Genomic DNA, 26618 nt, shown 5'->3' on the forward strand with positions numbered 1-26618 from the left:
ATCGCGCGGAGCCGCGCTCCGACAACGGAGCGCCCACATTCCGGATTGACGCGTTCGCGTCGTCCTGTTCGCCGTTTTCGGCGCTAGTCACCTTTCCTTGCACACCCTCGCGCAGTAGCCGACGGGTGTCCCAGGCACGCCTTTCCCAGGGCACGGTCTCACTTTTCCCAGGGCACGGTCACGCCTGTGCACCGCCGCGCGGAAACGCGCCGCGGCACTGGCGCGCGCCGTCGACCACCCGAAAGGAAACCATGTTCAGCACGTGGTCCCGGGCTGCGCTGTGCGCGGTCTCGCTCATGGTGCTCGCCCCTCTCGCGGGCGTGGCACAGGCTGATCCCGCACCTCCACCAGGTTCCGTCCAGGCCGCCCCGGAGGCGGCCCCTCCGGTGAGACCGGCGTCGGTCGAGGCCGACCGACGCGACGAGCTGCTCGGCAAGGGCTGGCAGAAGTCCGGTGACCTGCTGTGGACGACCTCCGGCGACGCCGAGGGCTTCCACGTGCTGGTCGCCGAGGCCAGGGCCGGGTACGCCTGGCGCACGGCGGCGACGCTGCGCCAGGCGGGCCTGGCCGCCGACCAGTGGATCGGCAACGCCTGCCTGACCGGCTCCGGCAAGCGGGTGGCCGTCGTCTACGCGCCCCGCACGTTCGTCAACGACGCCAAGCTGTTCGACCGCGGCGGCTACACGGCCGTGGTCGACCTGGGCACCGGCCAGGTCGCGGACGTGCCGGTGAAGACCACGCTCGCGCACTACAACCCCGGTTGCGGCACCGGCGAGGTCGTCGCGCTCACCCAGGCGGCGGACACCGACCTGGGCCGAACCGGCGTGTTCACCCTCGACACCGCCACCGGCGGGCTGAGCGGCCGCACCGAGCTGAACGGCCAGTTCACCTCCGCGGTGCCCACCGCCAAGGGTGTCGTGGTGGCGGGCGCGAACGCGTTGGCGCTGGTCGAGCCCACCGGCAAGCTCCAGGCCCTCAACCGCACCAGGGGCGTCGCGTACCACCTGACCCCGGACGCGGACGGCGGCGTGGTCTACGCCGACAACACCAAGGACGACGACGTCGAGGTCCGGTACGTCGCCGAGATCGGCGAGGACTCGACGCCGCTGGCCGGCGGGCACGCGGGCAAGGTCGGCATCAGCCGGGGCAGCGCGGGCCGGGTGTTCCTGACCGGCGCGCCCGACCGGGTCCAGGCGCTGCCGCGCACCGTGCGGGCGCTGGACGTCGACGCCGACGCGCAGGTCTCCACCACCGGTGACGCGGCGGTCACCGACGCGCGGTCATCGGGCAAGACGGCCGTGCTCAGCGCGCAGCCGGTGCACATCGCCGCCAAGAGCACGAAGACCGGTCGCGACCTCGGCTTCACCGTCGACCCGGCGAACGACCCGGTCCGGCCCACCGAGCTGGGCCGGGAGGACCTCGCGGCGCAGGCGCCGCCGGCCGGCTCCGGTTCGGTGGGCGTCACCGCCGACGACCCGGACTCGGTGTGCTCGGTGCCGCGCAACGACCCGGCGATCCAGGTCTACCAGCCCAAGCCCAAGCAGGTGGAGTGGGCGGCGGACCTCGCGGTCTTCGGCAAGCTGGACATCGCCCGGCCCGCGAACTGGCACAGCAACGGGCTGACCGGCTACCGGCCGCAGGTCAGCTTCCCGCCGCGGGTGCTCCAGGGCGGCGGTCGGGTGCCGGCGCAGGTGCTGCTCGGCGTCCTGGGCCAGGAGTCCAACCTGTGGCAGGCGAGCAAGCACACCATGCCCGGCGACTACGGCAACCCGCTGATCGGCAACTACTACGGCCTGGAGAGCTACGACGACGACCCGGCCAACGACTGGATCATCCGGCCGACCGAGTCCGACTGCGGGTATGGCGTGTCCCAGATGACCGACGGGATGCGGCGCGGCGGCAGCCTGCCGCCCGCGCAGCAGAAGGCCATCGCGACCGACTACACCGCGGCCATCGCGGCCGGTCTCCAGCTGCTCCAGGAGAAGTGGAACCAGTTGCAGACCGCGGGCGTGCGGATCAACGACAACGACCCGGCCAAGATCGAGAACTGGTTCGCCGCGGTCTGGTCGTACAACTCCGGGTACCACTTCCCGGGCGAGGCGGGCTCCCACGGCGCGTACGGGCTGGGCTGGACCAACAACCCCGCCAACCCGCGCTACCCCGGTGACCGCCAGGCGTTCGGCACCAGCCCGCGGGACTTCGCCACCCCGCAGCGCTGGCCCTACCCGGAGCGGGTGATGGGCTTCGCGGCCAACCCGCCCTCCGGGTACGAGGCACCCGGCGTCGAGGTGCCCTTCTTCCGCGCCGCGTGGTGGAACACCGACGCGCAGCGGGCCGCCGTCAAGCCGGACAAGTACACCTTCTGCGTGCAGGCGAAGAACTTCTGCGCGCCGGGACAGCTCTACACGCCGGACGACCCGTCCGTGGTCGGCGAGCCGGCCGGCCCCTGCGGGCACACCTCGGAGGCCGGGTACTTCGACCTGAAGTGCTGGTGGCACGACTCGGTGACGTGGAAGGCCGACTGCGCCACGTCGTGCGGCAACGAGTTCGTCCGCTACGACTGGGAGGACTACCAGTACTCCGAGCCCGCCGACGGCACCAGCTACCCGCCGGTCTGCGGCGCGGCCGGGCTGCCCGCCGACGCGCTGGTCGTGGACGACCTGCCCCGGGAGACGCCGCCGGTGCGCGACGTCAACTGCAAGCGCAGCAACTTCTCCAACGGCGCGTTCGAGCTGAGCTACGGGACCAACGCGCAGGGCCAGCAGTCCGGGAAGATCGCGCTCCAGCAGTCCGGCGGCGGCTACGGCTCGCACTTCTGGTTCACCGACGTCGGCGCGGACAACGCCGTCGGCCGCGCCCTGCGGGTCTCGGCGCGGTGGACGCTCCACACCGTGCTGACCACGCCCGCCGAGGTGTGGGTGAGCAGGCCCAAGGCGCTGGAGAGCAGCAAGTCACCGGTGAACTACGTGGTCGACACGGCCAACGGGCCGCTGACGGTCACCGCCACCTGGCCGGGCACCGACGACAAGTGGGTGAACCTCGGGGCGTTCCCGTTCAACGGCAGGCCGTCGGTGTCGGTCAGCTCGGTCAACCTGGCCAACGACAACGGCAACAAGATCGCGTTCGACGCGGTGGCGTTCGTGCCGCAGACCGGCATGACGTTCAACCAGGTCGTGAAGATGGCCAGCAACCACAGCGGCCAGTGCCTGGCGATCCAGGGCGGTTCGACGGCGGCCGGCGCGCCGGCCGTGCAGCGCCCGTGCGACGGCGGGTTCGCGGAGAACTGGGGCCTGAGCCTGATCTCCACGTACGTGGCCAACGACGCGGGCGGCAACCCGCACAAGTACTACAACTACCGGATCGTCAACCGCAACAGTGGCAGGTGCCTGGTGGTTCCGGACAACCGGACCGACGTGGGCGCACCGGTGCAGCAGGCCGACTGCGCGCTCAACGCGTGGAACCAGTCGTGGGTCAGCTACAACGAGGTCGCCAACCAGCCCGGGGCCAGCCCCAAGAACCACTTCTTCAACCGGAACAGCAATTTGTACCTGGGCATCGCGGACTGCAACCTGACCGCCGGCGCGCCGGTTCAGCAAATCCAGTCGGGCACCGTGTGCAGCACTGACGGGAACGCCAACACGCTCCGGCTGAGCTTCATCAACAACTGATCGGCACGACTCCGCCGGACCTCGGTGGGGAAACGCCCGCTGCGACCGGGTCCACACCCGGCCGCGGTGCGGCGTGCCCGAAATACCGACGCACCCGCGGCATTCCGCCGCGCGAATCACGCGAAGCCCGACGAAGAGGAGATCGGAAATGAAGCTGAAGGCACTCTCCCGGGTGGCGGCGGCCGCCGCGCTGACACTGGCCTCGCTCACGGTCGGTACCGGCACCGCCAACGCCTCGGTGTGGTGGTGCGGCGACGGCTACTGCACCACCGCGGCCTACGACGTCGGCGTCTACACGCGGACCGACCACGAGCGCGAGTACAAGTACACCCTCCCGGCCGGCGAGACCTTCCGGATCACCTGCTACGGCAACGGTGACGGCGGCTCCATCTGGTACACGGGCCACCGGCCGGGCTGGGCGAACGGCTGGGTCCCGGGCGACGCCCTGACCACCGGCCACGACCCCAACCCGAACATCGGCTACTGCTGGTGAGCGCGCTCGTGCCGACCAGGTCCCACCGGAACGGAAGGGGAGCGCACCGATGAGACGCCGGAGAGGGTTGTCGCACGTCCTCAATTTGGCGCTGTTCACCGCGAGCGCGTTGCTGGTCCCGGCGGTGAGCGCGTCGGCGGAGCCGGCCGCTCCCGCGCCACCTCCGGCGCGGGAGCCGGGGCACGCGGCCAACACCACCGACCCGGCCGAGCGCGACCGGGTGCTGGGCCGGGGCTGGCGGCAGTCGACGGACCGGGCGTGGACCACCAGCGGTGACGGGGACGGGTTCCACGTCCTGGTCGCCGACGCCGCGACGGGCTACACGTGGCGGACCGCGGCGACGCTGTCGGAGCCCGGTTTCGACGCCGACCTGTGGGTCGGCAACGCCTGCGTCACGGAGTCCGGCAAGCGCGCGGTCGTGGTGTACGCGCCGCGGCTGTTCACCAACCGGGACGAGCTGGCCGGGCGGGGCGGCTTCAGCGCGACGGTGGACCTGGACACCGGCGAGGTGACCAAGCTGCCGGTGCGGTCGAGCCTGGCCTACTTCAACCCCGGCTGCGGCACCGGTGAGCGCGCGGTGTTCACCGAGGAGGGGTCCGACCTCGGGCGGACGCGGCTGACCGCGCTCGACGTGAACGCGGGCGAGCCGGCCAAGCCGGTCGAGGTCGAGGGGCAGGTCACCTCGGCCGTGCCCACGGCGGCGGGCCTGGTGGCAGCCGCCGGGTCGACCCTGGTCCGGATCGGCGAGAACGGCGAGCGCACGCGCCTGGCGAACGCCACCGGGTCGCCGTTCATGCTGCGGCCGGACGCGGACGGCGGTGTCGTCTTCCTGGAACGGCTGGGCGAGGACGTGCGCGTGCGGCGCGCGCTGCCCACCGACCCGAAGGCGGCCGTCGCGACGCTGGCCACCGGCCGGGTCAAGGAACTGGGCGTCACGGCCGGGCGCGCCGGTTCGGTGTTCCTGACCGGCAAGGCGGAGAAGGTCGGCGCGCTGCCGCCGTCCGTGTCCACAGTGGACGTTCCCCGGGACGCGCAGCTGTCCACCGAGGGCCGCGCCGCGGTGGAGACCTCCGGCTACGCCGACGCGCCCGGCGAGGACCCGGCCGCCGCCCGCCGCGCGAAGCTGGAGCTGAAGGTCCTGGGCACCGGGGAGAAGGTCGGCTTCACCGTCGACCCGGCCGAGGTGCTCGGCGAGCGGTCGGCCGGCGGGCGCGCGCCGCACCCGAAGTCCGGCGCGCCGCGCGGCGAGGTGTCCGCGACCACCGACCTGACCGACCCGGTCGACGCGGAGCGCACCTGCGCCATCCCGCGCGGCGACGCGGCCGGCATGGCGACCCAGCCGACCCCCCTCCAGGCGGAGTGGGCGGCGGACCGCGCGGTGCTCGGCACGCTGGAGAACACCGACGGCGCGCAGGCGATGTTCCCGTCGCTGCCGTTGCTGGGCGGGGAGAAGGTGCCGCCGCAGATCCTGCTCGGCGTCATGGCGCAGGAGTCCAACCTGTGGCAGGCCGCGCGCTACGCGCTGCCCGGCGTGACCTCGAACCCGTTGATCGGCAACTACTTCGGGCTGGCGATCTACAACAAGGACGGCAGCGACGACTGGGCCATCCACTGGGACAAGGCCGACTGCGGCTACGGCATCACCCAGGTCACCGACGGGATGCGGATGGCCGGCCGGGAGGGCGAGCACGCGGGCGCGCTGCCCGCGAACCAGCAGCGCGCCATCGCGCTGGACCACAAGACGAACATCGCCCACGGCCTGAACATCCTGCAGAAGAAGTGGAACGAGACCCGCGCGGCCGGCATGACGGTCAACAACGGCAGCCCGCGCCGGATCGAGAACTGGTTCTTCGCGGTGTGGGCCTACAACTCCGGCTTCAACGCGAAGAAGGACGACACCTCGCCGTGGGGCGTGGGCTGGACCAACAACCCGATCAACCCCCGCTACCCGGCCAACCGCCTGCCGTTCCTGGAATTCACCCAGGCCGACGCGAAGTACCCGCAGCGCTGGCCGTACCCGGAGAAGGTGATGGGCTGGGCGGCCCACTCGATCGCCACCACCACCGGTGCGGGCTTCGCGCCCGCCTGGTGGAACCGGGCCGGTGACAACGGCAACCTCAACCGGGAGAACGTGAAGCCGCCGATCGACCTGTTCTGCAAGCCGCAGAACGACTGCTACCCCGGCCAGACGTGGGTGCCCGACGACCCGTCCGTGCTGCCCCAGCCCGGCGACGACCCGGAGCCGCCCGGCCCGTGCGACCACAAGAACCCGCTGACCGGCAAGCGCGACCTGAAGTGCTGGTGGCACCAGCCCGCGACGTGGAAGCCGGACTGCGACGAGACGTGCGGCTACTGGAACTTCACCTTCGACGTGGAGCCGCCGCCGATGTGGGGCGGCAACTACCCGCCGCGCTGCGCGCAGGACACACTGCCCGCGAACGCGCTGATCATCGACGACCTCCCGCAGACGCCCACCTCGCTGCCCACGAAGTGGGCCGACCCGGTCCGCCGGTGCGCGCGGGACTGGACCAACCAGGGCACCTTCGGGCTGGAGTTCGCCAACCCGGCGGCGAAGATCGACTTCCACCAGATCGGAGCCGGGTTCGACAACCACTTCTGGTTCGGCCACACCCGCAGGAACGACCCGGCGGGCAACCTGAGCAAGGTCACCGGCACCTGGACGCTCAACCGGCCGCTCACCGGCTGGGCGCGGGTCCTCGTGCACATCCCCGACCACGGCGCGCACACCCGCCAGGCCCGGTACGAGGTCGAGACCGGGTCGGGCGTCAAGCACCGGGTGATCCTGCAGCGGACCGAGCGGAACAAGTGGGTGTCGCTGGGCGTGATGCAGTTCTCCGGCACGCCGAAGGTCCGGCTGTCCAGCACCACGCTCGACGGCGAGGGCACCGAGGACATCGCCTGGGACGCGGTCGCCTTCCAGCCGATGGCGCAGAAGCCGGCGAACGTCATCGTCTCGCTCGGTGACTCGTTCTCCTCCGGCGAGGGCTCGGGCGGCAACGACGCGTACTACCGGGAGAGCAACATCGACGGCAGCGTGCCGGGCCTGCGCAACGCCTGCCACCGCTCACCCCACACGTGGTCGCGCCAGGGCAGGCTGGCCATGCACAGCGGCAACACCATCGGGCAGATCGCGGACTTCTACAACGACCCGACGACCGACCACCAGTTGCTCGCGTGCAGTGGTGCCAGGGCGTACAACATCCTGCCGAACGCCTCCGTCCCACCGGGCGTGCCCAAGCCCGGGGACGCGTGGCAGAACCAGGGCAGCGGGCAGTACAACGAGGTGCCGCAGCTCGACCGGGGTTTCGTCGACGAGGCGACCACCCTGGTGACGCTGTCCATCGGCGGCAACGACGCGCGGTTCGCCACGATCCTCGGGGCCTGCCTCAAGTTCATCGCGCAGTGCCCGGACAAGGTGCTGGACGAGGACAACGGCGTGCCGCTCAAGGACGCGCAGCCTGCCCTGATCCGGGACAAGGTGGTCCCGTCGGTGGCCACGACGATCCGGGAAGTGCACCGGATGGCACCGAACGCCAAGATCGTGCTGATGGGTTACCCGAAGCTGATGGAGTACGGGGGGCAGTGCCTCACCCTGTTCGGGGCGCGGACGATCGACTGGTTCGCCGAGGTTGCCAACGTCCTCACGGTCGGGTACACCAGCATGACGATCGATCTTCGGGCGGAAGGCATCCCGATGGTGTTCGCCGACCCGTACACGGCGTTCAACGGCAAGGGCGCGTGCGGCAGCCCGGAGCTCATCAACCCCATCGTCGCCGGCAGGACCGATGGTGATCCGCCGATCACCGAGTCGCCGGTCTCGGCGGAGAGCTTCCACCCGAAGAGGGAGGGCTACCAGGTATACGGCGACGTGTTCACCGACGCCTTGCGGCGGCTCGGCCTGTGATCCGTGGAGCAGCAGCGGTGGTCGTGCTGGCCGTGATCGCGGCCGGCACGACCGCCTGCGGCGCGCGGGACCGCGCCGGCGAGCTCGCCGCCCAGGACGCGCGCGACGAGGTCGCGCGGGGCCGTGACCAGGTGGAGGCCGCCGCCCGCAGGTCCGGCGGCCGGGGCGCGGAGGCGGCGCTGGCCGACAGCGTCGCCGCGGGCGACCCGGACCGGGTGTTCGACAAGCGGACCTCGGCGGACGGGTTCGAGGTCGACGCCGTCTTCTACGGCAAGGGGGAGGCCGGCGGCGGCTGGGGCTACCAGTCCACCGCGGTGCGGCTGTGCGTCCGGTTCGCGGCCCGGCTGGGCGGGTCCCCGACCGTCGAGGCGCGGGACGTCGACTGCCCGGACCCGCTGCCGCCCGTGCCACCGCACTACGGCACCGTCGAGCGGACCATCCGGCTCGCGGACTGAGGCCCGCCGGAGGCACCGCGGAGCCGGTCCGCGCGGCGTGCCGCGCTAGCGGTCCTTGAGGCGGCGGACCAGTTCCAGGCCCGACCACACCTCGTCCACGGCGCACACCTTCACGTCGACCAGGCCGTGGGCGAGGGCGTGGTCGCGGACCGCGTCCTCGCCCAGGTCGGTCGCCACCCCGGAGGACTTCTTCGGCCACGCGATCCACACCGCGCCGGCGACGGTCATCAGCGCCACGGCCGCGTCCCACCGCCGGACGAGCGCGGCCAGGTCAGCGCAGAACACCAGTTGCACGTCGTAGGGCTCGCGGCCCGCGCGCCGGTGGAGGTCGCAGTCCAGGGCGAACCCGGCGGGCGCGGCGGTGAGCAAGGTCCGGCACCCGGGCCGGACGCCGAGCTTCACGTGCAGCGGCTTGCCCGAGTACCCGGCGGTCATCCCGGCTTCCGCGCGATCAGGTACGCCTGCTGCACCTTCTCGTTCGGCGGCTCGGGCGCGCGGACCACCGTCGTGCGCAGCTCGAAGCCGGCGTCGACCACCTGCGCCGCGATCCGCTCCGGCGGCAGCCGGTAGGCCACCAGGTCGACCTGGTGGCCGTAGCCCTCGGTGATGTGGCGGCGCTCGTCGCCCGCCTGGAACGCCAGCAGCAGGTGCCCGCCGGGAGCCAGCACCCGGAAGAACCCGGCGAACACTTCGGGGTGCAGTTCCGGCGGCACGTGGATCACCGAGTACCAGGCGACCACGCCGCCCAGCGCGCCGTCCGGCAGGTCCAGCCCGGTCATCGAGCCGACCTCGAAGCGCAGGCCCCGGTGCCGTTCGCGGGCCACCTCGACCATGCCCGGCGACAGGTCGACGCCGAACGCGTCCAGCCCCAGCGACGCCAGGTGCGCGGTGATCCGGCCCGGTCCGCAGCCGACGTCGGCCACCTGCCCGGTCGTGTACTCGGCGAACATCCCGAGCACGGCCCGGTCCGCCGCGTTGGTCGCCAGGTGGTCCCGCAGCAGCTCCTCGTAGGACACCGCGACCTTGTCGTAGGACGTGCGGGTGGCGTCCAGGAAGTCGGTCAAGGTTTCGCTCTCGCCTTCGACACCGCCAGGAACCGGTCCAGCGGCCGGTCGCGGAAGCTCACCTGGGATTTCAGGAACACGAAGAACAGGGCGACCAGCAGCGCGGCCCGACCCCACACGCCGATCACCACGGCCTGCGCGGCGAACCCGTCGTAGATGCCCGACGGCTGGCCGAACTCGATCGCGTAGTACCAGCGGAAGATCCCGATGCCCATCGCGATGTCGGCCGCGAAGTAGGCGAACGCCCAGCCCAGCGGCACCCGCAGCAGCACGAACATCGGCACCAGCCACAGCGTGTACTGCGGCGAGTGGACCTTGTGCAGCAGCAGGAACCCGCACAGCATGGCCGCCGACACCGGCACCCACGGGTAGACGCCCTCGCGCAGGAACCGCCGCCAGCCGATCCAGCAGGCCAGCGCGAACGACGCCAGGATGCCCACCGGCGAGAGCACGCCGACGATCGCCTGCATGGTCTCGTCCGGCATGAACGGCCGCATCGCCCAGAACCAGATCGAGTTCGTGGTGATGTCGACCCGGCGCAGCTGCTGGAACGTGAACGACGCCTGCCAGCCCGCGAAGCCGGCCACCGCGAACGGCAGGTTCACCAGCACGACCGTGACCGCGGCCGCGAGCGCGACCTTCACCGCGCCCGGCCAGTCGAGCTTGCGCCCGTCGGTCAGCCCCTCGCGGCCGCCGGTCAGCACGTACAGGCACAGCGGCAGCACGAACGCCGCCGGGTAGATCTTGAACGCGAACCCGAGGCCGAGCAGCACCGACGCGACCACCGCGCGGTCCACCAGCGGGCGCGGTGTGCGCCCCCAACCCCGGTGCACGACGAACACCGCCGCCACCGCGCAGAACACGACCGGCAGGTCCCAGTTGTGGAACGCGTAGAGCACCATCGGCGGGCCCATCGCCCACAGCAGCGCGCGCCAGCGGCTCAGCTTGCCCAGCAGCCACGCCGTGGCCAGCCCGAACGGGGCCATCAGCAGCGCCGAGAACAGCAGGAACGTGGCGTCGTCGTGCGCGAAGATCGCGCCGGCCCAGATCAGCAGGCCGGTGAGCACCGGGTACTCGACCGTGCCGCCGACCAGCACGCCGTTGGTGCTGATGCTGCCGTCGACGTACGGGAACACGTGCCGGTCGACGTCGCGGCCGATCCACAGGTGCTGGATGTCGGAGTAGCAGACGTCCTCTTTGTTGCGCTTCTCGTAGTCCGGCTGGGTGCGGCCCCACTGGTCGAAGGCCGGGCCGGTGCAGCGGTCCTTGTTCGCGAACCCCGCGAGCAGCGTCAGCCCGCACAGGAGGACCAGCGCGGCCAGCGCGGCCCGGCCGAACCGGTGCGACCGTCGCCCGGCCACCCGTTCGGGCACCGCGGCCACCTCCCGTGTCACGCTCATCGGCCCAGGTGCTCGCGGAGGAACGCGATGTCCGCCGCCTGCCCCTCGTCCGGTGTCTCGACCAGTGCGGGCGCGTCGGCCGCGGCGACCACCGCGACCAACTGCTCCGGGTCGATCGTGCCCGACGCGATGTTGGCGTGCCGGTCGCGCGCCGAGCCGAACTCGTCGCGCGAGCTGTTGAGGTGCACCAGGTCGATCCGGCCGGTGATGGCCTTCACCCGGTCGACGATGCCGACCAGGTCCTCGCCGGAGGCGAACGCGTGGCAGGTGTCCAGGCAGAACCCGGCGCCGAACTCGCCGACGGCGTCCCACAGCCGGGCCAGCATGTCGAACGTGCGGGCCATGGCGTTGTCGCCGCCCGCGGTGTTCTCGATCAGGATCGGGACCGCGAAGCCGCCGTCCCGCGCCTGCCGCTCGAACATCTTGCGCCAGTTCGCGATGCCGTCGGCCGGGTCCTCGCCCTTGGTGACGTGGCCGCCGTGCACGATCAGGCCCTTCGCGCCGACCTTGGCCGCGCCGTCGGCGTGCTGGAGGACCATCTTGCGGGACGGGATGCGGATCCGGTTGTTCAGCGACGCGACGTTGACCAGGTACGGCGCGTGGACGAAGACGTCCAGGTCGGCGGCGAGCAGCTCGTCGGTCTGCGGGTGCGGCGCGGGCGCCTTCCACCCCTGGGGATCGGCGAGGAAGAACTGGACGACTTCGGCGTCGCGGGCAGCCGCGGCGCCCACTGGGTCGTCGTCGCGGACGTGAGCCCCGATGCGCATGACTGTGCAGAGTAGTCGGGTCCTGCGGCGAGTCGGCCGCGACCGCCGGTAGGAAAATTGTCAGATCGGAACATGACTCGCGTCACCACGAGGCCTTACGCTCGTTACTTGTAAGTAGGAAACGGCGCGGAGGCAGGCCAGGGAGGCTGGACATGCGGACCCGACTCACCCGGCTGTCGGTGGCGGTGGCCGTGGTGTTCGCGGTCGGTGCGCTCGGCGCGGGAACGGCCCAGGCGGCCGAACCCGTGGTCGTGGGCAGTTGTGCCACCACCATCCAGGCAGCGCCGGGCACGCCCGTGTCGCTGAGCCCCGGCGCGGTCGTCCAGCCGGTGTTCGACCTGGTCAGGGCCATCCCGCTGCTCGGTCCGCCGCTCGCCGAGCCGTTCAGGAAGGCGTTCACCGCGCTGCCGCCGATCCCGATCGGCGCGATCCCCACCGGGTCCGGCGTGATCACCGGCGGCGAGATCGCGGACAAGGTCGTGGCGGAGTTGAACAAGATTCCACTGCTCGGGCCGATCCTGACCACCCTGACCACCGGCGTGCGGACCACGTTGACGCAGCTCTGCGGAGTGACGGTGACCGGCGTGAACGCCGCCGTCGCCCCCGTGCAGGAGGGCACCAAGGGCCTCGCGGACGCCTCGCAGGAGGCCGTCGGCCAACTGCCCGGCGTGCCCGGCACCAAGCCCACCCCGAACCCGGGCACCCCGCCGCCCGGCACCGGTCAGCCCGGCACCCCGCCCGGTGGCACGCCGGGGACCGGTCAGCCCGGCGGCCTGCCCGGCGGGTTCGCCCCGGTCGGCGGCGTCGGCGGGCTCGACCTGCCGCTGTACGGCGCGAACCCGTTCAGCGGGAACTTCGGCCGGGTGCCGCTGTTCAGCTACGGCTCGCTGCCGTTCGCGATGCCCGGCCAGTTCACGCCGTCGCCGGGGGTCCGGTACGGCGGCAACGTCCCCGGCTACCGGCCCGGCTTCGGGCTGCCGGGCGCGGACACCGACGGCGTGCAGACCGCCGGGCGCGCGCAGGCGCTGCCGGGCACCGGGCGGATGGGCGGCGGTGTCGCGGCACCCGTGATGCTGGCCGTGCTCCTGCTCTCGTGCGTGACCGGAGCGCTCGTGCGCACCTGGGTGCTGCGCCGCGCGACCGCCTCGCCGTGACCTCCTTCACCCCCGCGAAGACCAGCGGAAACCGGCCCCCGGCGGCAGCGCCCCGGGGGCCGGTTGCTACCCTCTGCGAGTTGCTGACGCGACGACCCTCCTGCCACGGAAAGTCCGTGGCCGCCGAGTCCACAGGAGGTGAGTGGTCTTCATGCGTCATTACGAAGTGATGGTCATCCTCGACCCCAGTCTCGACGAGCGCACGATCGCGCCGTCCCTTGACACGTTCCTCAACGTCATCCGCACCACGGGCGGGAACGTCGAGAAGGTCGAGGTGTGGGGCAAGCGCCGGTTGAGCTTCGAGATCAGCAAGAACACCGAGGGCATCTACGCCGTCCTCGACCTGATCTCGTCCCCCGACGCGGTGAAGGAGCTGGACCGCCAGCTCGGTCTGCAGGAGACGGTGCTCCGGACCAAGGTCCTGCGCCGCGAGCCCTCGAAGGCCCCGCGGCAGAAGCCCCGCAAGCCCGCGGCAGCCAAGGCTTAGGAGCCCTCCCGACATGGCCGGCGAGACGACGATCACGGTGGTCGGGAACCTGACCGCCGATCCCGAGCTGCGCTTCACCCAGTCCGGGGCGGCGGTGGCGAGCTTCACGGTCGCCTCCACCCCGCGCACCTTCGACAAGGCGTCGGGGGAGTGGAAGGACGGGGAAGCCCTGTTCCTGCGGTGCAACGTGTGGCGGCAGGTCGCGGAGAACGTGGCCGAGTCCCTCACCCGGGGTTCGCGGGTGCTCGTGACCGGGCGCCTGCGCCAGCGTTCCTTCGAGACGAAGGAAGGCGAGAAGCGCACCGTCATCGAGCTGGAGGTCGACGAGATCGGCCCCTCGCTGCGGTACGCGACCGCGAAGGTCAACAAGGTGAGCCGTGGAGACGGCGGTGGCGGCGGCTTCGGCGGCGGCGGCGGTCAGTCTCGCGGCGGTGGCGGCGGCGGCGGTGCCCCGGCCGACGACCCGTGGGGCTCCGCGCCCCCGGCGGGTTCCGGCGGCGGTTTCTCCGACGAGCCCCCCTTCTAGACCGCACCCCACACTTCACTGCGTCACACCAGGAGTAACCACATGGCCAAGCCGCCTGTGCGCAAGCCCAAGAAGAAGGTCTGCGCGTTCTGCAAGGACCGCAACGCGCACGCCATCGACTACAAGGACACCACCCTGCTCCGGAAGTACATCTCGGACCGGGGCAAGATCCGCGCCCGCCGGGTGACCGGCAACTGCTCGCAGCACCAGCGCGACGTCGCCGTCGCGGTCAAGAACGCCCGCGAGATGGCGCTGCTGCCCTACACCTCGACCGCTCGCTGAGAAGGGGGAACACCGTGAAGCTCATCCTCACCGCTGACGTCAGCGGCCTCGGTGGCCCCGGCGACATCGTCGAGGTCAAGGACGGCTACGGCCGCAACTACCTGCTGCCCCGCGGCCTGGCGATCCTCGCCACCAAGGGCGCGGCCAAGCAGGTCGAGGTCATCCGCCGCGCGCAGGAGACCCGCCGGGTGCGCGACCTGGACCACGCCAAGGAGATCAAGTCCTCGCTGGAGGGCCTGGGTTCCGTGACGCTCAAGGCGAAGGCCGCCGTCGGCTCGAAGAAGCTGTTCGGCTCGGTCACCTCGTCCGACATCGTCTCGGCGGTCCGCACCGCGGGCGGCCCGACGCTGGACAAGCGGTCGATCGACATCGCCGGCCACATCAAGACCCTGGGCAAGCACACCGTGTCGGTGCGCCTGCACCCGGAGGTCACGGTGGCGCTGGCCGTCGAGGTCGCCGCGACGGTCTGAGACCGCGCGTTCCACCACCGCAAGGGCCGCTCGGCCGGGTACTCCGGTCGGGCGGCCCTTGCGCACGTCCGGCTGTGGACAACTCGATGTGACACAGTGGCCGCGACACGCCGTGCAGGCGGTCACACGCGACACGCCGAGGGTGTGAGCAAGGACTTTTCCACACACTTGTCCACAGGCATTGACCTGCTGAAACTTCTGTCACAGCCGGAGTTGTACCCAGGTTGTCCACAGCTTTGCCCGACGTTGTGGGTCAACCCGGCAAAGCCATCCCCAAGCTGTCCACCGGCTGTCCACAGGCTCGTTTGCCTGCGCCATCCGGGGGGCTCTAGCGTCCGCCAGGTCGCTGAGCGTGCCTCGCCGAGATTGTCGTACCCGCGGGGTAGAACTTGGGGTCACGAACAGATTGGGGTGAGTTCGCGGTGGCGCTGGTGGACGACCGGGGGATGGCCGAGCCCGGTTTCGAACGGCAGCCGCCGCAGGACCTCGCCGCGGAGCAGTCCGTGCTCGGCGGGATGCTGCTGAGCAAGGACGCGATCGCCGACGTGGTCGAGGTGCTCGCCCCCAACGACTTCTACCGGCCCGCGCACCAGGCCGTGTACGACTGCGTGCTCGACCTGTACGGGCGCGGCGAGCCGGCCGACCCGATCACCGTGTCGGCGGAGCTGGAGCGCCGGGGCGAGCTGCTGCGCGTCGGCGGCGCGCCGTACCTGCACACCCTGATCGCCACCGTGCCGACGGCCGCGAACGCGTCGTACTACGCGGAGATCGTGGCCGAGAAGGCCGTGCTGCGGCGGCTGGTCGAGGCGGGCACCCGGATCGTCCAGCTCGGCTACAACGGCGCCGAGGGCGCGGACGTGGACGAGGTGGTCGACCGCGCGCAGGCCGCCATCTACGAGGTGACCGAGCGCCGCACCACCGAGGACTACGTGGTGCTGGAAGAGCTCCTCCAGCCGACCATGGACGAGATCGACGCCATCGCCTCGCGCGGCGGCTCGTCGCTGGGCATCCCGACCGGCTTCGCCGACCTGGACGAGCTGACCAACGGCCTGCACCCCGGCCAGATGATCATCGTCGCGGCCCGCCCCGGTGTCGGCAAGTCGACCCTGGGCCTGGACTTCGCCCGGTCGTGCTCGGTGAAGCACGGCCTGACCAGCGCCATCTTCTCGCTGGAGATGAGCAAGACCGAGATCGTCATGAGGATGCTCTCCGCCGAGGCGAAGATCCGGCTCGGCGACATGCGCGGTGGCCGGATGAGCGACGACGACTGGACCAGGCTGGCCCGCCGGATGAGCGAGATCAGCGAGGCGCCGATGTTCGTGGACGACTCGCCGAACCTGACCATGATGGAGATCCGGGCCAAGGCCCGGCGGTTGAAGCAGCGGCACGACCTGCGCCTGGTGATCGTCGACTACCTCCAGCTGATGTCCTCGGGCAAGCGCAGCGAGTCGCGCCAGCAGGAGGTCTCGGAGTTCTCCCGGAACCTGAAGCTGATCGCCAAGGAGCTGGAGGTCCCGGTGATCGCGATCAGCCAGCTGAACCGAGGCCCGGAACAACGCACCGACAAGCGCCCGCAGCTGTCCGACCTGCGTGAGTCCGGCTCGCTGGAGCAGGACGCGGACATGGTGATCCTGATCAACCGCCCGGACGCCTGGGAGCGCGACGACCCCCGCGCCGGCGAGGCCGACCTGATCATCGCCAAGCACCGCGCCGGCCCCACCGCGACCATCACCGTCGCCCACCAACTCCACTACAGCCGCTTCGCCGACCTCGCCCAGTCCTGACCCGCGCGCGGACCGAAGGCCACCGCCGGCCGCTGCGGCGCGGCACGGCCCAGGGGAGCGCGCAGCGGTGCGGTGGCTGCTCGACGGACTGCTCATCCAGCCGGTGATCGACCCGTCGACCGAGGTGGCCGGGCCGAACTCCGCAGCTGAACCGCCGACGGCCCGTCATGCGGCGAGGAACGTGAAAGCGGGGGACCCGGTCGGGCTTGATCGCTAGGGTCGGGGTGGTGAGCGCTCCTCTGGTCCGACGGTCCGCGATCCCCACCTACCTGGTCGAGAACACCTCTGAGCCGGTCGACGCCGGGTCGCGCGACACGGTCGGGGGGTGGGCGGTGCTGCCGGCGGGCGAGTCCTGGCCGGTGTGCTTCTGCGGTGCGCGGATGGTCCTGTTCTTCCAGCTCGACGTCCCGGCGGACGTCCCCGCGTTCGGTGGCGACCACCTGCTGGTGTTCCAGTGCCCCGTGCACACCGACCCGGTCATCCCCGAGGGCGTGGACGAGCGGCTTCCCGAGCGGTTCTGGGACCGGCCGCCGATCGCCGAACCCGGTCCGTTCTGGCGGATCCTGCTGCACCGCGACGACACCGGGCCGACCGACGAGCCGGAGCCCTACCTCCGGGCGGGCCGGCTCGACCTCGTGCGGGGCACCGAGGAGCTCACGATCTGGCGGGCCGAGCAGAAGCTCACCGATGGCCAGGTGGTCGACGGGCAGGCGACCGACGAGGCGTTCGCCGAGCACGGCACCGGTGTCCGCCAGTTCAAGGTCGGGGGTGTCCCGTCCTGGATCCAGGAGCCCGAGAGCTACCGCTGCGCCTGCGGCACCGAGCTGGTCCACCTGTGCCAGGTCGCCGAGAACACCGGGTTCGCCCGGCAGCCCGGCCAGCCCGAGCAGACCTACGCGGCCGACCCGGACGAGTACCTGCTCTTCCTCGGCAACGAGCTGTACGTCCTGGCCTGCCCGGCGCACTGCCACCCCGCCGCCGCCTGGCCGGTGCTGCACAACTGACCGTTCAGGGGCACGGCCTGTAGCGGGTGGCGACGGCGGTCGCGCGGTCGTGCAGGGCGGTGCGCAGCCACGGCGGGGCCAGGGCTTCCGCGTTCGTGGAGAGCTGCCACAGCGCCCACTCCGCGTGCCGCCGGTCCTGGAAGGACACCTCCAGCCGCAGCCGGCCGTCCGGGTCGACCCCTTCGGCGAGGACGGCCACCGCCGTGCCCACCAGGTCCTCCCGGCGCACCGGGTGCACCCGGACCAGCGCGGTGACCTGGTCGCCGCCGGCGCGGAAGCGGGTGCCGCGTTCCTGCCAGGCCCGGTCGAGGTCGACCCGGTCCGGGCGCTGCGCGGGTTCGGCCAGCTCCTCGGCGGCCAGCACCCGGGACAGCCGGTAGGTGCGGTCGGCACCGGCCCTCGTGGCCAGCAGGTAGCCCTGGTCCCGCACGGTGACCAGGCCGATCGGGTCCACCGTGCGCCAGGTCGGGGGCCGGCCCACCGCCGCGTAGCGGATGCGCAGCCTGTGCCCGGCGAACACCGCGCGCCGGATCTCGGCCGCCACCGGGTCGGGCACCTCGTCGACGACCTGCCGGCGGGAGAGCAGGTCGGTCTCCGGGTCGATGAGCAGCCGCTCGGCCACGCCGGCCGCCGTGTGCCGCTGGCTCTCCGGCAGCGCGTCGACCACCTTCAGCATCGCCGACGCGAGCGCCGAGCCCAGGCCGAACGCCTGCGCGCCGCGCCGCGACCCGGCGACCAGCAGGGCGAGCGCCTCCTCGTGGTTCAGGCCGGTCAGCTCGGTGCGGAACCCCGGCAGCAGCGCGAAACCGCCGTGCCGGCCGCGTTCGGCGTAGACCGGGACGCCGGCCGCCGACAGCGCCTCGACGTCGCGCAGCACCGTGCGGGTGGACACCTCCAGCTCGCGGGCCAGCGCGGTCGCCGAGAGCCGGCCGCGCTGGCGCAGCAGGAGGACCAGGGAGACCAGCCGGTCGGCGCGCACGGCGAAAACTCTAAGACAATAGGCGACACAGGGTGTCGTGATTAGCCGCCAGGCTGGCACCCATGACGAGCAAGACTCCGGCCGCCGAGCCGAACGACCTGGGGAAGTACTTCATCGAACGCGCCAACGCGGGCGATGTCGACGGACTGGTGGCGCTGTACGAACCCGACGCCGTGCTGGCGTTCCCGCCGGGCAACCTGGCGACCGGCCACGCGGAGATCCGCGAGGTGTACGAGCAGTTCCTGGCCGCCGCGCCGGTGCTCACGCCGGGCCGGCAGCACCCGGTGCTGGTGAGCAACGACCTGGCGCTCACGGCGTCCACGCTGACCACCGGCGAGGTGGCCGTCGAGATCGCCCGCCGCCAGCCGGACGGGACCTGGCTGTGGACGTTGGACCAGCCGGTCCTCATTCCGTAACGGGGGGTGCGGCGGTGGGCGCGACCGCGCCCACCGCTGGGCCGGGAGGGAACTGCGATGAGGCGCATCGCGACGATCGGCGTCTACGGCTTCACCGCCGCGACCTTCGTCGAGAAGCTCACCGGCGGCGGCGTGGGGCTGCTGCTCGACCTCCGGCAACGTCGCGGCGTCCGGGGCCCCGACTACTCGTGGGCGAACTCCGCGCGGTTGCAGGACCTGCTGGACGCGACGGACGTCGGCTACCGGCACGTGAAGGGCCTGGCACCAACGACCGAACTGCGTGCGCTCCAGTACCGCGAGGACGACCGGCAGGGCGTCGGCAAGCGCAACCGCGTCACGCTCGCGGCCGAGTACACCGGGCGCTACACCCGGGAGGTCCTCGAACCGTTCGACCTCGACGCGCTCGTGGCGGACCTGCCGCTGGACTCGGTGACCGCCCTGCTCTGCGTCGAGCGCGACCCGCGGGCGTGCCACCGCTCGCTGGTGGCCGGCCGCCTGCGCGACCGGCACGGCACGTCGGTCACCGCGCTGCTCCCGGACTGACGTCGCAGCCGATGACGTCGGTGACCCGGACGTAGCCCAGCCGCTGGTAGAGGGCGTTGCTGGTGGCGTTGGCCGGGTCCGCGAACAGGACCACGTCCGTCGCGCCCGCGTCCAGCGCGGCCCGGCCCACCTCGACCGTGACGGCCGCCCCGTAGCCGCGTCCGCGCAGGTGCGCCGGGGTGTGGACGGGGTCGACGCGGACCATGCCGGCGACCATCGACGTCCAGCCCGCGAACGAGACCGGAGTGCCGTCCGGGTCCTCCCAGAACGTGTAGTGCTTGTCGCCGAAGCGCGAGGCGGCCCAGGCGGCGGCGTCCGGGGACGGGTCCTCGCCGACGGCGGCGCAGAAGTCGGCGCACCAGCGGATGACCTGCTCGCGGTCCGACCCGTCCGCGACGCGTCCCCGGCCCGACGGCACGGGTTCCGGCGGGGTGAGCGTGCCCAGGCGGTAGAGGCGGACCCGCAGGGTGGGCACGTGCGTGGCGCCCGTGTGCCGTTGCCACGCTTCGGTGAACGCGGTGGCCGTGTCCTCCTCGGCGGTGACACCCGCCAGGGGCCGGCCCAGCTCGGCCAGGTGGGCGGCGAGGGTGTCCGCCTGCTCCGGGGCCAGGGCGGTGACGCTCAGCCGGCCGGTCGGGCGCAGGAAGTAGGTGGCCCGCACCTCGCCCCCGCGCTCCAGCCGGCCGAACGCGGTGCCCCCTGCCCCCTCGGCCCGCAGCTTCTCGATTGCCGTCAGCGCCATGGTGTGCCGGGCGGGCCGGGAGCGCAGGAAGCCGCCTGCCCGGGAGTGGAAGTCCTCGACGTCCTCGGTGCTGTGCCAGTCGTTCGAGCGCATGCTCCATGATCTCCGGCGCACCCGCCCGCGCGGGCCCGAACGCGCGCACCCGAACGCGCGGGCCCGAACGAGCGGGCCCGGACGCCGGTGTCCGGCTGGTGTCAGGTGCGTGTCAGGCCCCGGGGCGACCGTGGTGGCACACCCACCACGGAAGGCGATCCGATGACCGACACCACCGCGCAGGGCCTGTCCACCGACCGCGACGCCGGCCCGTTCGACCCGCCGAGCCAGATCACCCGGCTGCGCGAGACCCGCCCGGTCAGCCCGCTGGAGTTCCCCGACGGCCACCAGGGCTGGATCGTCACCGGCTACGACGAGGCGCGCCAACTGCTGGCCGACACCCGGTTCAGCTCCCGCCAGGACATCGGCGTCCTCCACGTGCCCTATGAGACGCCTGGGATGCCCACGCCCACCGAGCCGTCCCCGCAGGTGCCGGGCCTGTTCATCGCCATGGACCCGCCGGAGCACACCCGGCTGCGGCGGATGCTCACCGGCGCGTTCACCGTCAAGCGGATGAAGGCGCTCGAAGAGCACATCGTCGAGATCGTGGAGCGGCAACTGGACGGGCTCGCGGCCCTCACCCCGCCGGTCGACCTCGTCAAGGAGTTCGCGCTGCCGGTGCCGTCGCTGGTGATCTGCGAACTGCTCGGCGTCCCGTACGAGGACCGCGACACCTTCCAGAGCAACACCGCCAAGTTCATGGAGAAGGACGTGGCGCTGGAGGACAAGATGGCCGCCTACGGGGCGATGATGGCCTTCCTGTCCGGCCTGGTCGCCGGCAAGCGCGCCGAGCCCGGCGACGACCTGCTGTCCGACCTGGCCCGCAACGACGACCTCTCCTCCGACGAGCTGACCGGCATCGCCTTCCTGCTGCTGCTCGCGGGCCACGAGACCACGGCGAACATGTTGTCGCTGGGCACTTTCGCGCTCCTGGAGCACCCCGAGCAGGCCGCCGAACTGCGCGCCGACCCGGACCTGGTGGTCGGTGCCGTCGAGGAGCTCATGCGCTACCTGTCCATCGCCGACATCTTCTACCGCTACGCCGTGGAGGACATCGAGCTCGGCGGCGAGACCATCCCGGCGGGGTCGACCGTCATCGTCTCGCTGCTGGCGGCCAACCGCGACCCGCGGCGCTTCGAGGACCCCGACACCCTCGACATCCACCGCAAGGCGCGCGGGCACCTGTCGTTCGGCCACGGCGTCCACCAGTGCCTCGGCCAGCAGCTGGCCCGCATCGAGATGCGCGCCGGTTTCCAGGGCCTGCTGCGCCGCTTCCCGACGCTCGCCCTGGCCATCCCCGCCGACGAGGTGAGGCTGCGGACCGACATGAACATCTACGGCGTCCACGAACTGCCGGTCACCTGGTCGCCCGAGACCCGTTGAATCCGCCGCCTACCAGCGGGAACACCGTGTCAGGGGTCGTGTCAGGTGCGGAGCAGGGCGGTGTCAGGGCAGCCGATGAGAGTAGGTCCCATGACGAGTTCAGCGATTGTGGCTTCGGGACTGCGGAAGTCCTACGGGGGCAAGACCGTGCTCGACGGCATCGACCTCGACGTCCGGGCCGGCGCGGTGTTCGCCCTGCTCGGCCCGAACGGGGCGGGCAAGACGACGACGGTGAACGTGCTCACCACGCTGGTGAAGGCCGACGCCGGCGTGGTGCGGGTCGCCGGGCACGACATCGAGACCGAGACCAGGGCGGTGCGCGCGGCGATCGGGGTCACCGGCCAGTTCGCGTCGGTGGACGACCTGCTCACCGGCGAGGAGAACCTGCGCCTGATGGCGGACCTGCACCACCTGGGCGCCCGCGACGGCAAGCGGGTGGTCGGCGAGCTGCTGGCGCGGTTCGACCTGGTGGAGGCGGCCCGCAAGCAGGCGGTGACCTACTCCGGCGGCATGCGCCGCAAGCTCGACCTGGCCATGACGCTGGTCGGCCGGCCGCGGATCATCTTCCTGGACGAGCCGACGACCGGGCTGGACCCGCGCAGCCGGCGCACCGTGTGGGACATCGTCCGCGGGCTGGTCGCCGACGGGATGACGATCTTCCTCACCACCCAGTACCTGGAGGAGGCCGACCAGCTCGCCGACCGGATCGCGGTGCTCGACCAGGGCCGGCTGGTGGCCCAGGGCACCGCCGCCGAGCTCAAGCGCCAGGTCCCCGGCAGCCACGTCCGGCTCCGGTTCGCCGACGCCGGCGGGCTGGGCTCGGCGGCCCGGCTGCTGGCCGGCTCCACCCGCGACGACGACGCGCTGGTCCTGCGGGTCCCCGGCGACGGCGGGGTGAAGTCGGTGCGGACCCTGCTGGGCCGGCTGGACGAGCACTCGATCGAGGTCGAGGAGTTCTCCGTGCACACGCCGGACCTCGACGACGTTTTTCTTGCCCTGACCGGACACGCGAGCACGGAGGCGATCGCACGATGAGCACCACCACGGCACCCTGGACCGACTCGGCGACCATGGTCCGCCGCAACTTCAAGCACACCGTGCGCAACCCGGTCACGGTGTTCAACGCGATCCTGCTGCCGATCGTGCTGATGCTGATGTTCGTCTACGTGTTCGGCGACGCGTTCAGCGTCGGCGTCGACTACATCGACTACGCGACACCGGGCCTGATCCTGATGGCCATCACCTACGGGCTCAGCGCCACCTCGACGGCGGTGAACTCGGACATGACGAAGGGGATCATCAACCGGTTCCGGGTCATGGACGTCTCCCGCGGCGCGGTGCTGACCGGCCACGTCGTGGCCACGGTGCTGCGCACGACGGTGGCCGTCGCCGCGATCATCGGCGTGGCCTTCCTGATGGGGTTCAGCCCCGCCGGCACGTTCCTGCACTGGCTGGCCGCCCTGGGCGTCATCCTGCTGACGATCTTCGCCGTCACCTGGCTCACCATCGCCCTGGGCCTGGCCGCGAAGACCGTGGAGTCGGCCGGGTTCGCCACCGTGCCGCTGATCATGCTGCCGTTCTTCAGCAGCGCGATCGTGCCGGCCGAGAAGATGGGGCCCGGCGTCCGGCAGTTCGCGCAGTACCAGCCGTTCACGCCGATCATCGAGAGCCTGCGCGGTTTCATCGCGGGCACGCCGTCCGCCGGCGACACGATCGCCGCGATCGCCTGGTGCGTCGGGATCTCCGCGGTCGGCTACGTGTGGGCGCGGGCGACGTTCAGCCGCCGAGCGTGACCTCGGCCAGCTCGCGCCAGTCGGCCCGGCCGCCCTCCCGCGTCGCCTCGGTGAACCGCTCGTCACCGAGGCGGCGGCGCACGGCCCGCTCGATCCGGGCCGCGTCCGGTTGGGAGTGGTCGGTCAGGCCGAGCACGCCGGCGCCGGCCGCGAGCAGCCGCGCCGCCTGCTCGTCCTGGTCGCGGCGCAGCGCCAGGTCCGCGAGCCCGACGAGCACCTGCCCGATCGCCGGAGTCAGCCCCGCCTCGCCCGCCGCCCGGTACGCCTCGGCGCGGTGGTCACGGGCCTCGTCCAGCCCTTCGGCGAGGTAGCCGAGGAAGTCGTGGGTCAACGCGCGGATGTAGGGCTGCCCGGCGGCGGCCCCGAGCGTGGTGGTGGCGGTCGCGAGGTGCCGGCGGGCCTGCTCGGCGTCGCCCCGCCAGCGGGCCAGGTCCGCCTTCGCCAGGGCCAGCTCGGACAGCGACTCCGGCCAGGCCACCCGCAGCGCGGACCGCTGCGCCTGCGCCAGCGCCGTCGCGCTCGACCCCTCGTCGCCCGCCAGCCAGTACAGCTGGGCCTGCCGGGACCGCATCCGCACCACGTCCTCGGTGGCGCCGACCTCGGTGACGACCCCGATCGCCTGCTCGTAGAGCTCGCACGCGCGGACGAACTCGCCCCGCATGGCGATCCGGTTGGCCAGTTCGGTCAGCGCGAACGAGATCCCCCACCGCTCGCCGATGGCCAGGAACTCGGCCAGGCCCCGCTCCAGGTAGGCGTCGGCGTCCCGGCCGCCGTGGCCGTGCATGATCCGCATCCGGCCGAGCTGGACCAGGGCGACCGCGCGGACCCAGGCGTCCGGCGAGGTGAGCAGCGGTTCGAACGCGGGCAGGAACGCGTCCGGCTCCCGCAGCAGGCGTTCCAGCGGGACGATCAGGCTGACCGCCGGGTGCAGGCCCGGCGCGCGCCGGCTGATCTCGGCGACCTCGCGGATCCACTCCTGCGCCTGGCGCTCGCCGCTGCCCCGGCCGGAGGTCAGGAACGTCGTGACGAACGTGTAGACCATGGCCCGGACGTCGTCGGTCACCGCGCCGGGCAGGGCGGCGGCGGCCAGGGTCAGCTCGCTGCCCTCGACCTTGCGCCCGCACAGCCACCAGTACCAGCCGGCCGCCGCCGCGAGCCGCATCGCCGACTGCGCCTCCCCGGCCGCGAGCGCGCCGCGCAGCGCGGCGGTGATGTTGTCGTGCTCGACCGCCAGCACGCCCAGCCACTCCAGCTGCTCGGCGCGCAGCAGGTGCGGCTCGGCGGCCTCGGCCAGGGCGGTGAAGTGCTCCAGGTGCGCGAGGCGCGCCGACTCCGACTCGCCCGCCTCGGCGAGCCGGTCCCCGGCGTACTCCTTGATCGTGCCCAGCATCCGGTAGCGCGGGGCGCCCTCGCCGACGGTGACCACCAGCGACTTCTCGGTCAGCGCGGTCAGCAGTTCCAACACCTGCCACGCCTCGACCGCCGCGCCCGCGCAGACCCGCTCGGCCGCTTCCAGGCTCGCCCCGCCGGAGAACACCGCGAGCCGGCGCAGGACGGTCCGCTCGGCCTGGTTGAGCAGCTCCCAGCTCCAGTCGATCACCGCGCGCAGCGTCCGGTGCCGGGGCAGCGCGGTGCGGCTGCCGCCGGTCAGCAGCCGGAACCGGTCGTCCAGGCGGGTGGCGAGCTGCTCGGGCGACATGGTGCGCAGCCGGGCCGCGGCCAGCTCGATCGCCAGCGGCATCCCGTCCAGCGCCCGGCACAGGCGGGCCATCGTCGCGAGCATGGGCGCGTCGACCACCAAATCCTTGCGCACAGCGGCGGCCCGGTCCCGCAGCAGCCGCACGGCGGGCGACGATTCGACCTCGTCCGCAGACGCGTCCACCGGCGGCAGCGCCAGCGGCTCGACCAGCCACAACGCCTCGCCGGTGATGCCCAGCGGCTCCCGGCTGGTGGCCAGGATCCGCACCCGGCGGCACTCCCCGAGCACCCGGTGGGCGAACTCGGCCGCCGCCTCCACCACGTGCTCGCAGTTGTCCAGGATCAGCAGCACCTCCCGGTCGCGCAGCGCCGCGACGACCCGCTCGACCGGCTCGGCGTCCGACACCGCGCCGAGCAGCCCGTCCCGCAGGCCGAGCACGGCGAGCGTCGCCTGCGCCACGTCGCTGCCCACCCCGAGCGGGGCCAGCTCCACCAGCCACGCGCCGTCCGGCAGCGCGTCGACCGCGGTCCGCGCGGTTTCCGACGCCAGCCGGGTCTTGCCCGAGCCACCCGGCCCGACCAGGGTGGTCAGCCGGTGCCCGGTGACCAGGTCGCGCACGGCGACGAGGTCGGCGTCCTTGCCGACGAAGCTGGTCAGCTCGGCGCGCAGGTTGGTCCGCCGCCCCTCCTCCCTGCGGCCCACCTCGCCGCGCAGCAGCGCGACGTGCAGCGCGGACAGCTCCGGCGACGGGTCCACGCCCAGCGCGTCGGCCAGGGCTTCCCGGGCGCGCTGGTAGACCTCCAGCGCCTCGGTGCTGCGGCCGGCCGCGCCCAGGGCGCGCATCAGCGCGGCGACCAACCGCTCCCGCACCGGGTGCGCGGCCACCAGCGCGGTCAGCTCGGCGACCACCTCCGCGCCGCGGCCGAGCTGGACCTCCGCCTCGAACCGGTCCTCCAGCGCGGCCAGCCGCAGCCCTTCGAGCCGGGTAACCGCCGCGTCGAACGCCTCGCTGTCGGCCAGGCCGACGTCCTGCATGGCCGCGCCGCGCCACAGGCCGAGGGCCGCCCGCAGCAGCTCCGCCCGCTGGGGCCGCTCGGCGGCGCGGGCCTGCCCGACCAGCCGCTCGAACCGCACCGCGTCGACGGCGTCGGGCGCCACCACCAGCCGGTAGCCGCCCGCCTGCCCGTCGACCACCCCGGCCGGCAGCACCCGGCGCAACCGGGACGCCAACCGTTGCAGGGCGTTGGCCGCGTCCGTCGGGGGGTGCTCGCCCCAGATCCAGTCGATCAGCGTCGCCTTCGGGACGACCCGGCCGGGGTCGAGCGCGAGGGCGATCAGCAGCGCGCGCAACCGGGCGCCCGGCACCCCCGCCGGGGCGCCGTCGTCCGCGTGGACCTCGAAAGGGCCGAGCATCCCGATCTGCACCCGGTCGATTCTGCCCTGGGCGGTCGGGGCAGCCGGGGGACGGCCCGGCCAGGTGCCGAAACCGCG

The 26618-nt window shown here is 72.5% G+C and carries 23 protein-coding genes; 16 read left to right on the forward strand and 7 right to left on the reverse strand.

Annotated features, from left to right (window positions below):
- Positions 1 to 386 precede the first annotated feature (386 nt).
- The 4 genes from BN6_RS40960 (at position 387) to BN6_RS40975 (ending at position 8541) form a co-directional block, all read left to right on the forward strand.
- Positions 387 to 3668: an RICIN domain-containing protein gene (locus BN6_RS40960; protein ID WP_051075906.1), complete on the forward strand. Its 3282-nt coding sequence runs from the start codon at positions 387 to 389 to the stop codon at positions 3666 to 3668.
- 148 nt (positions 3669 to 3816) lie between these two features.
- A complete protein-coding gene (locus BN6_RS40965; protein ID WP_015105776.1) occupies positions 3817 to 4161 on the forward strand; it encodes a hypothetical protein in 345 nt (114 codons plus the stop codon).
- A 49-nt stretch (positions 4162 to 4210) separates the two neighbouring features.
- Positions 4211 to 8086, forward strand: a complete 3876-nt coding sequence (locus BN6_RS40970; protein WP_015105777.1) for a golvesin C-terminal-like domain-containing protein — start codon at positions 4211 to 4213, stop codon at positions 8084 to 8086.
- A 17-nt stretch (positions 8087 to 8103) separates the two neighbouring features.
- Positions 8104 to 8541: a hypothetical protein gene (locus tag BN6_RS40975; RefSeq protein WP_015105778.1), complete on the forward strand. Its 438-nt coding sequence runs from the start codon at positions 8104 to 8106 to the stop codon at positions 8539 to 8541.
- A 45-nt stretch (positions 8542 to 8586) separates the two neighbouring features.
- Here BN6_RS40975 and BN6_RS40980 read toward each other — a convergent pair whose 3' ends face one another.
- From BN6_RS40980 to BN6_RS40995, 4 genes are read right to left on the reverse strand one after another with little or no spacing between them, the layout of a single operon-like run.
- Positions 8587 to 8976 carry a hypothetical protein gene (locus BN6_RS40980; protein WP_015105779.1) on the reverse strand — a complete coding sequence of 130 codons (390 nt, stop codon included), beginning with the start codon at positions 8974 to 8976 and terminating at the stop codon, positions 8587 to 8589.
- A complete protein-coding gene (locus tag BN6_RS40985) occupies positions 8973 to 9605 on the reverse strand; it encodes a class I SAM-dependent DNA methyltransferase (protein WP_015105780.1) in 633 nt (210 codons plus the stop codon). The genes BN6_RS40980 and BN6_RS40985 overlap by 4 nt, the downstream gene beginning before the upstream one ends.
- Positions 9602 to 11005 (reverse strand): glycosyltransferase family 87 protein, encoded by a 1404-nt coding sequence (locus BN6_RS40990; protein ID WP_015105781.1) that lies wholly within the window; start codon positions 11003 to 11005, stop codon positions 9602 to 9604. The genes BN6_RS40985 and BN6_RS40990 overlap by 4 nt, the downstream gene beginning before the upstream one ends.
- Entirely contained in the window at positions 11002 to 11772 is a 771-nt protein-coding gene (locus BN6_RS40995; protein WP_015105782.1) for a deoxyribonuclease IV, read from the reverse strand. Before BN6_RS40995 ends, BN6_RS40990 begins: the two co-directional genes overlap by 4 nt.
- A gap of 152 nt (positions 11773 to 11924) precedes the next feature.
- Between BN6_RS40995 and BN6_RS41000 the strand changes: the two genes are divergently transcribed.
- The 7 genes from BN6_RS41000 (at position 11925) to BN6_RS41030 (ending at position 17479) form a co-directional block, all read left to right on the forward strand.
- Complete coding sequence (locus BN6_RS41000; protein ID WP_015105783.1) at positions 11925 to 12926, forward strand: TAF4A RNA polymerase II, TATA box-binding protein (TBP)-associated factor; 1002 nt, start codon at positions 11925 to 11927, stop codon at positions 12924 to 12926.
- Between the two features lie 151 nt (positions 12927 to 13077).
- Positions 13078 to 13413 (forward strand): 30S ribosomal protein S6, encoded by a 336-nt coding sequence (gene rpsF, locus BN6_RS41005; RefSeq protein WP_015105784.1) that lies wholly within the window; start codon positions 13078 to 13080, stop codon positions 13411 to 13413.
- Between the two features lie 13 nt (positions 13414 to 13426).
- Positions 13427 to 13939, forward strand: coding sequence for a single-stranded DNA-binding protein (locus tag BN6_RS41010; RefSeq protein ID WP_015105785.1), 513 nt, complete (start codon positions 13427 to 13429; stop codon positions 13937 to 13939).
- Positions 13940 to 13981: 42 nt separating this feature from the next.
- Positions 13982 to 14221 carry a 30S ribosomal protein S18 gene (rpsR, locus tag BN6_RS41015; protein ID WP_015105786.1) on the forward strand — a complete coding sequence of 80 codons (240 nt, stop codon included), beginning with the start codon at positions 13982 to 13984 and terminating at the stop codon, positions 14219 to 14221.
- A gap of 14 nt (positions 14222 to 14235) precedes the next feature.
- Positions 14236 to 14691 carry a 50S ribosomal protein L9 gene (rplI, locus tag BN6_RS41020; RefSeq protein WP_015105787.1) on the forward strand — a complete coding sequence of 152 codons (456 nt, stop codon included), beginning with the start codon at positions 14236 to 14238 and terminating at the stop codon, positions 14689 to 14691.
- 422 nt (positions 14692 to 15113) lie between these two features.
- Entirely contained in the window at positions 15114 to 16475 is a 1362-nt protein-coding gene (gene dnaB / locus BN6_RS41025) for a replicative DNA helicase (RefSeq protein ID WP_041315734.1), read from the forward strand.
- A gap of 227 nt (positions 16476 to 16702) precedes the next feature.
- Entirely contained in the window at positions 16703 to 17479 is a 777-nt protein-coding gene (locus BN6_RS41030; RefSeq protein ID WP_231904892.1) for a hypothetical protein, read from the forward strand.
- A 4-nt stretch (positions 17480 to 17483) separates the two neighbouring features.
- Here the strand turns inward: BN6_RS41030 and BN6_RS41035 are convergent, their stop codons facing one another.
- Entirely contained in the window at positions 17484 to 18458 is a 975-nt protein-coding gene (locus tag BN6_RS41035; protein WP_041315736.1) for a helix-turn-helix transcriptional regulator, read from the reverse strand.
- A gap of 62 nt (positions 18459 to 18520) precedes the next feature.
- Between BN6_RS41035 and BN6_RS41040 the strand changes: the two genes are divergently transcribed.
- Both BN6_RS41040 and BN6_RS41045 read left to right on the forward strand, forming a co-directional pair.
- Positions 18521 to 18874: a YybH family protein gene (locus BN6_RS41040; RefSeq protein WP_015105791.1), complete on the forward strand. Its 354-nt coding sequence runs from the start codon at positions 18521 to 18523 to the stop codon at positions 18872 to 18874.
- A 57-nt stretch (positions 18875 to 18931) separates the two neighbouring features.
- Entirely contained in the window at positions 18932 to 19417 is a 486-nt protein-coding gene (locus tag BN6_RS41045; RefSeq protein WP_015105792.1) for a DUF488 domain-containing protein, read from the forward strand.
- On the opposite strand, the gene BN6_RS41050 is transcribed toward BN6_RS41045, so the two are convergent.
- A complete protein-coding gene (locus BN6_RS41050; protein ID WP_015105793.1) occupies positions 19395 to 20252 on the reverse strand; it encodes a GNAT family N-acetyltransferase in 858 nt (285 codons plus the stop codon). The genes BN6_RS41045 and BN6_RS41050 overlap by 23 nt on opposite strands.
- Positions 20253 to 20414: 162 nt before the next feature.
- Here BN6_RS41050 and BN6_RS41055 point away from each other — a divergent pair, with 162 nt between their 5' ends.
- From BN6_RS41055 to BN6_RS41065, 3 genes are all read left to right on the forward strand, one after another.
- On the forward strand, positions 20415 to 21635 hold the full coding sequence (locus BN6_RS41055) for a cytochrome P450 (protein ID WP_041315738.1): 1221 nt from the start codon (positions 20415 to 20417) through the stop codon (positions 21633 to 21635).
- Positions 21636 to 21725: 90 nt separating this feature from the next.
- Entirely contained in the window at positions 21726 to 22670 is a 945-nt protein-coding gene (locus BN6_RS41060) for a daunorubicin resistance protein DrrA family ABC transporter ATP-binding protein (protein ID WP_041315739.1), read from the forward strand.
- Entirely contained in the window at positions 22667 to 23428 is a 762-nt protein-coding gene (locus tag BN6_RS41065) for an ABC transporter permease (RefSeq protein WP_015105796.1), read from the forward strand. The genes BN6_RS41060 and BN6_RS41065 overlap by 4 nt, the downstream gene beginning before the upstream one ends.
- Here BN6_RS41065 and BN6_RS41070 read toward each other — a convergent pair.
- A complete protein-coding gene (locus tag BN6_RS41070; protein WP_015105797.1) occupies positions 23412 to 26552 on the reverse strand; it encodes a BTAD domain-containing putative transcriptional regulator in 3141 nt (1046 codons plus the stop codon). The two genes, BN6_RS41065 and BN6_RS41070, sit on opposite strands and share 17 nt — an antisense overlap.
- Positions 26553 to 26618 lie beyond the last annotated feature (66 nt).

This window comes from Saccharothrix espanaensis DSM 44229 (assembly GCF_000328705.1).
GTDB classification, from domain to species: Bacteria; Actinomycetota; Actinomycetes; order Mycobacteriales; family Pseudonocardiaceae; genus Actinosynnema; species Actinosynnema espanaense.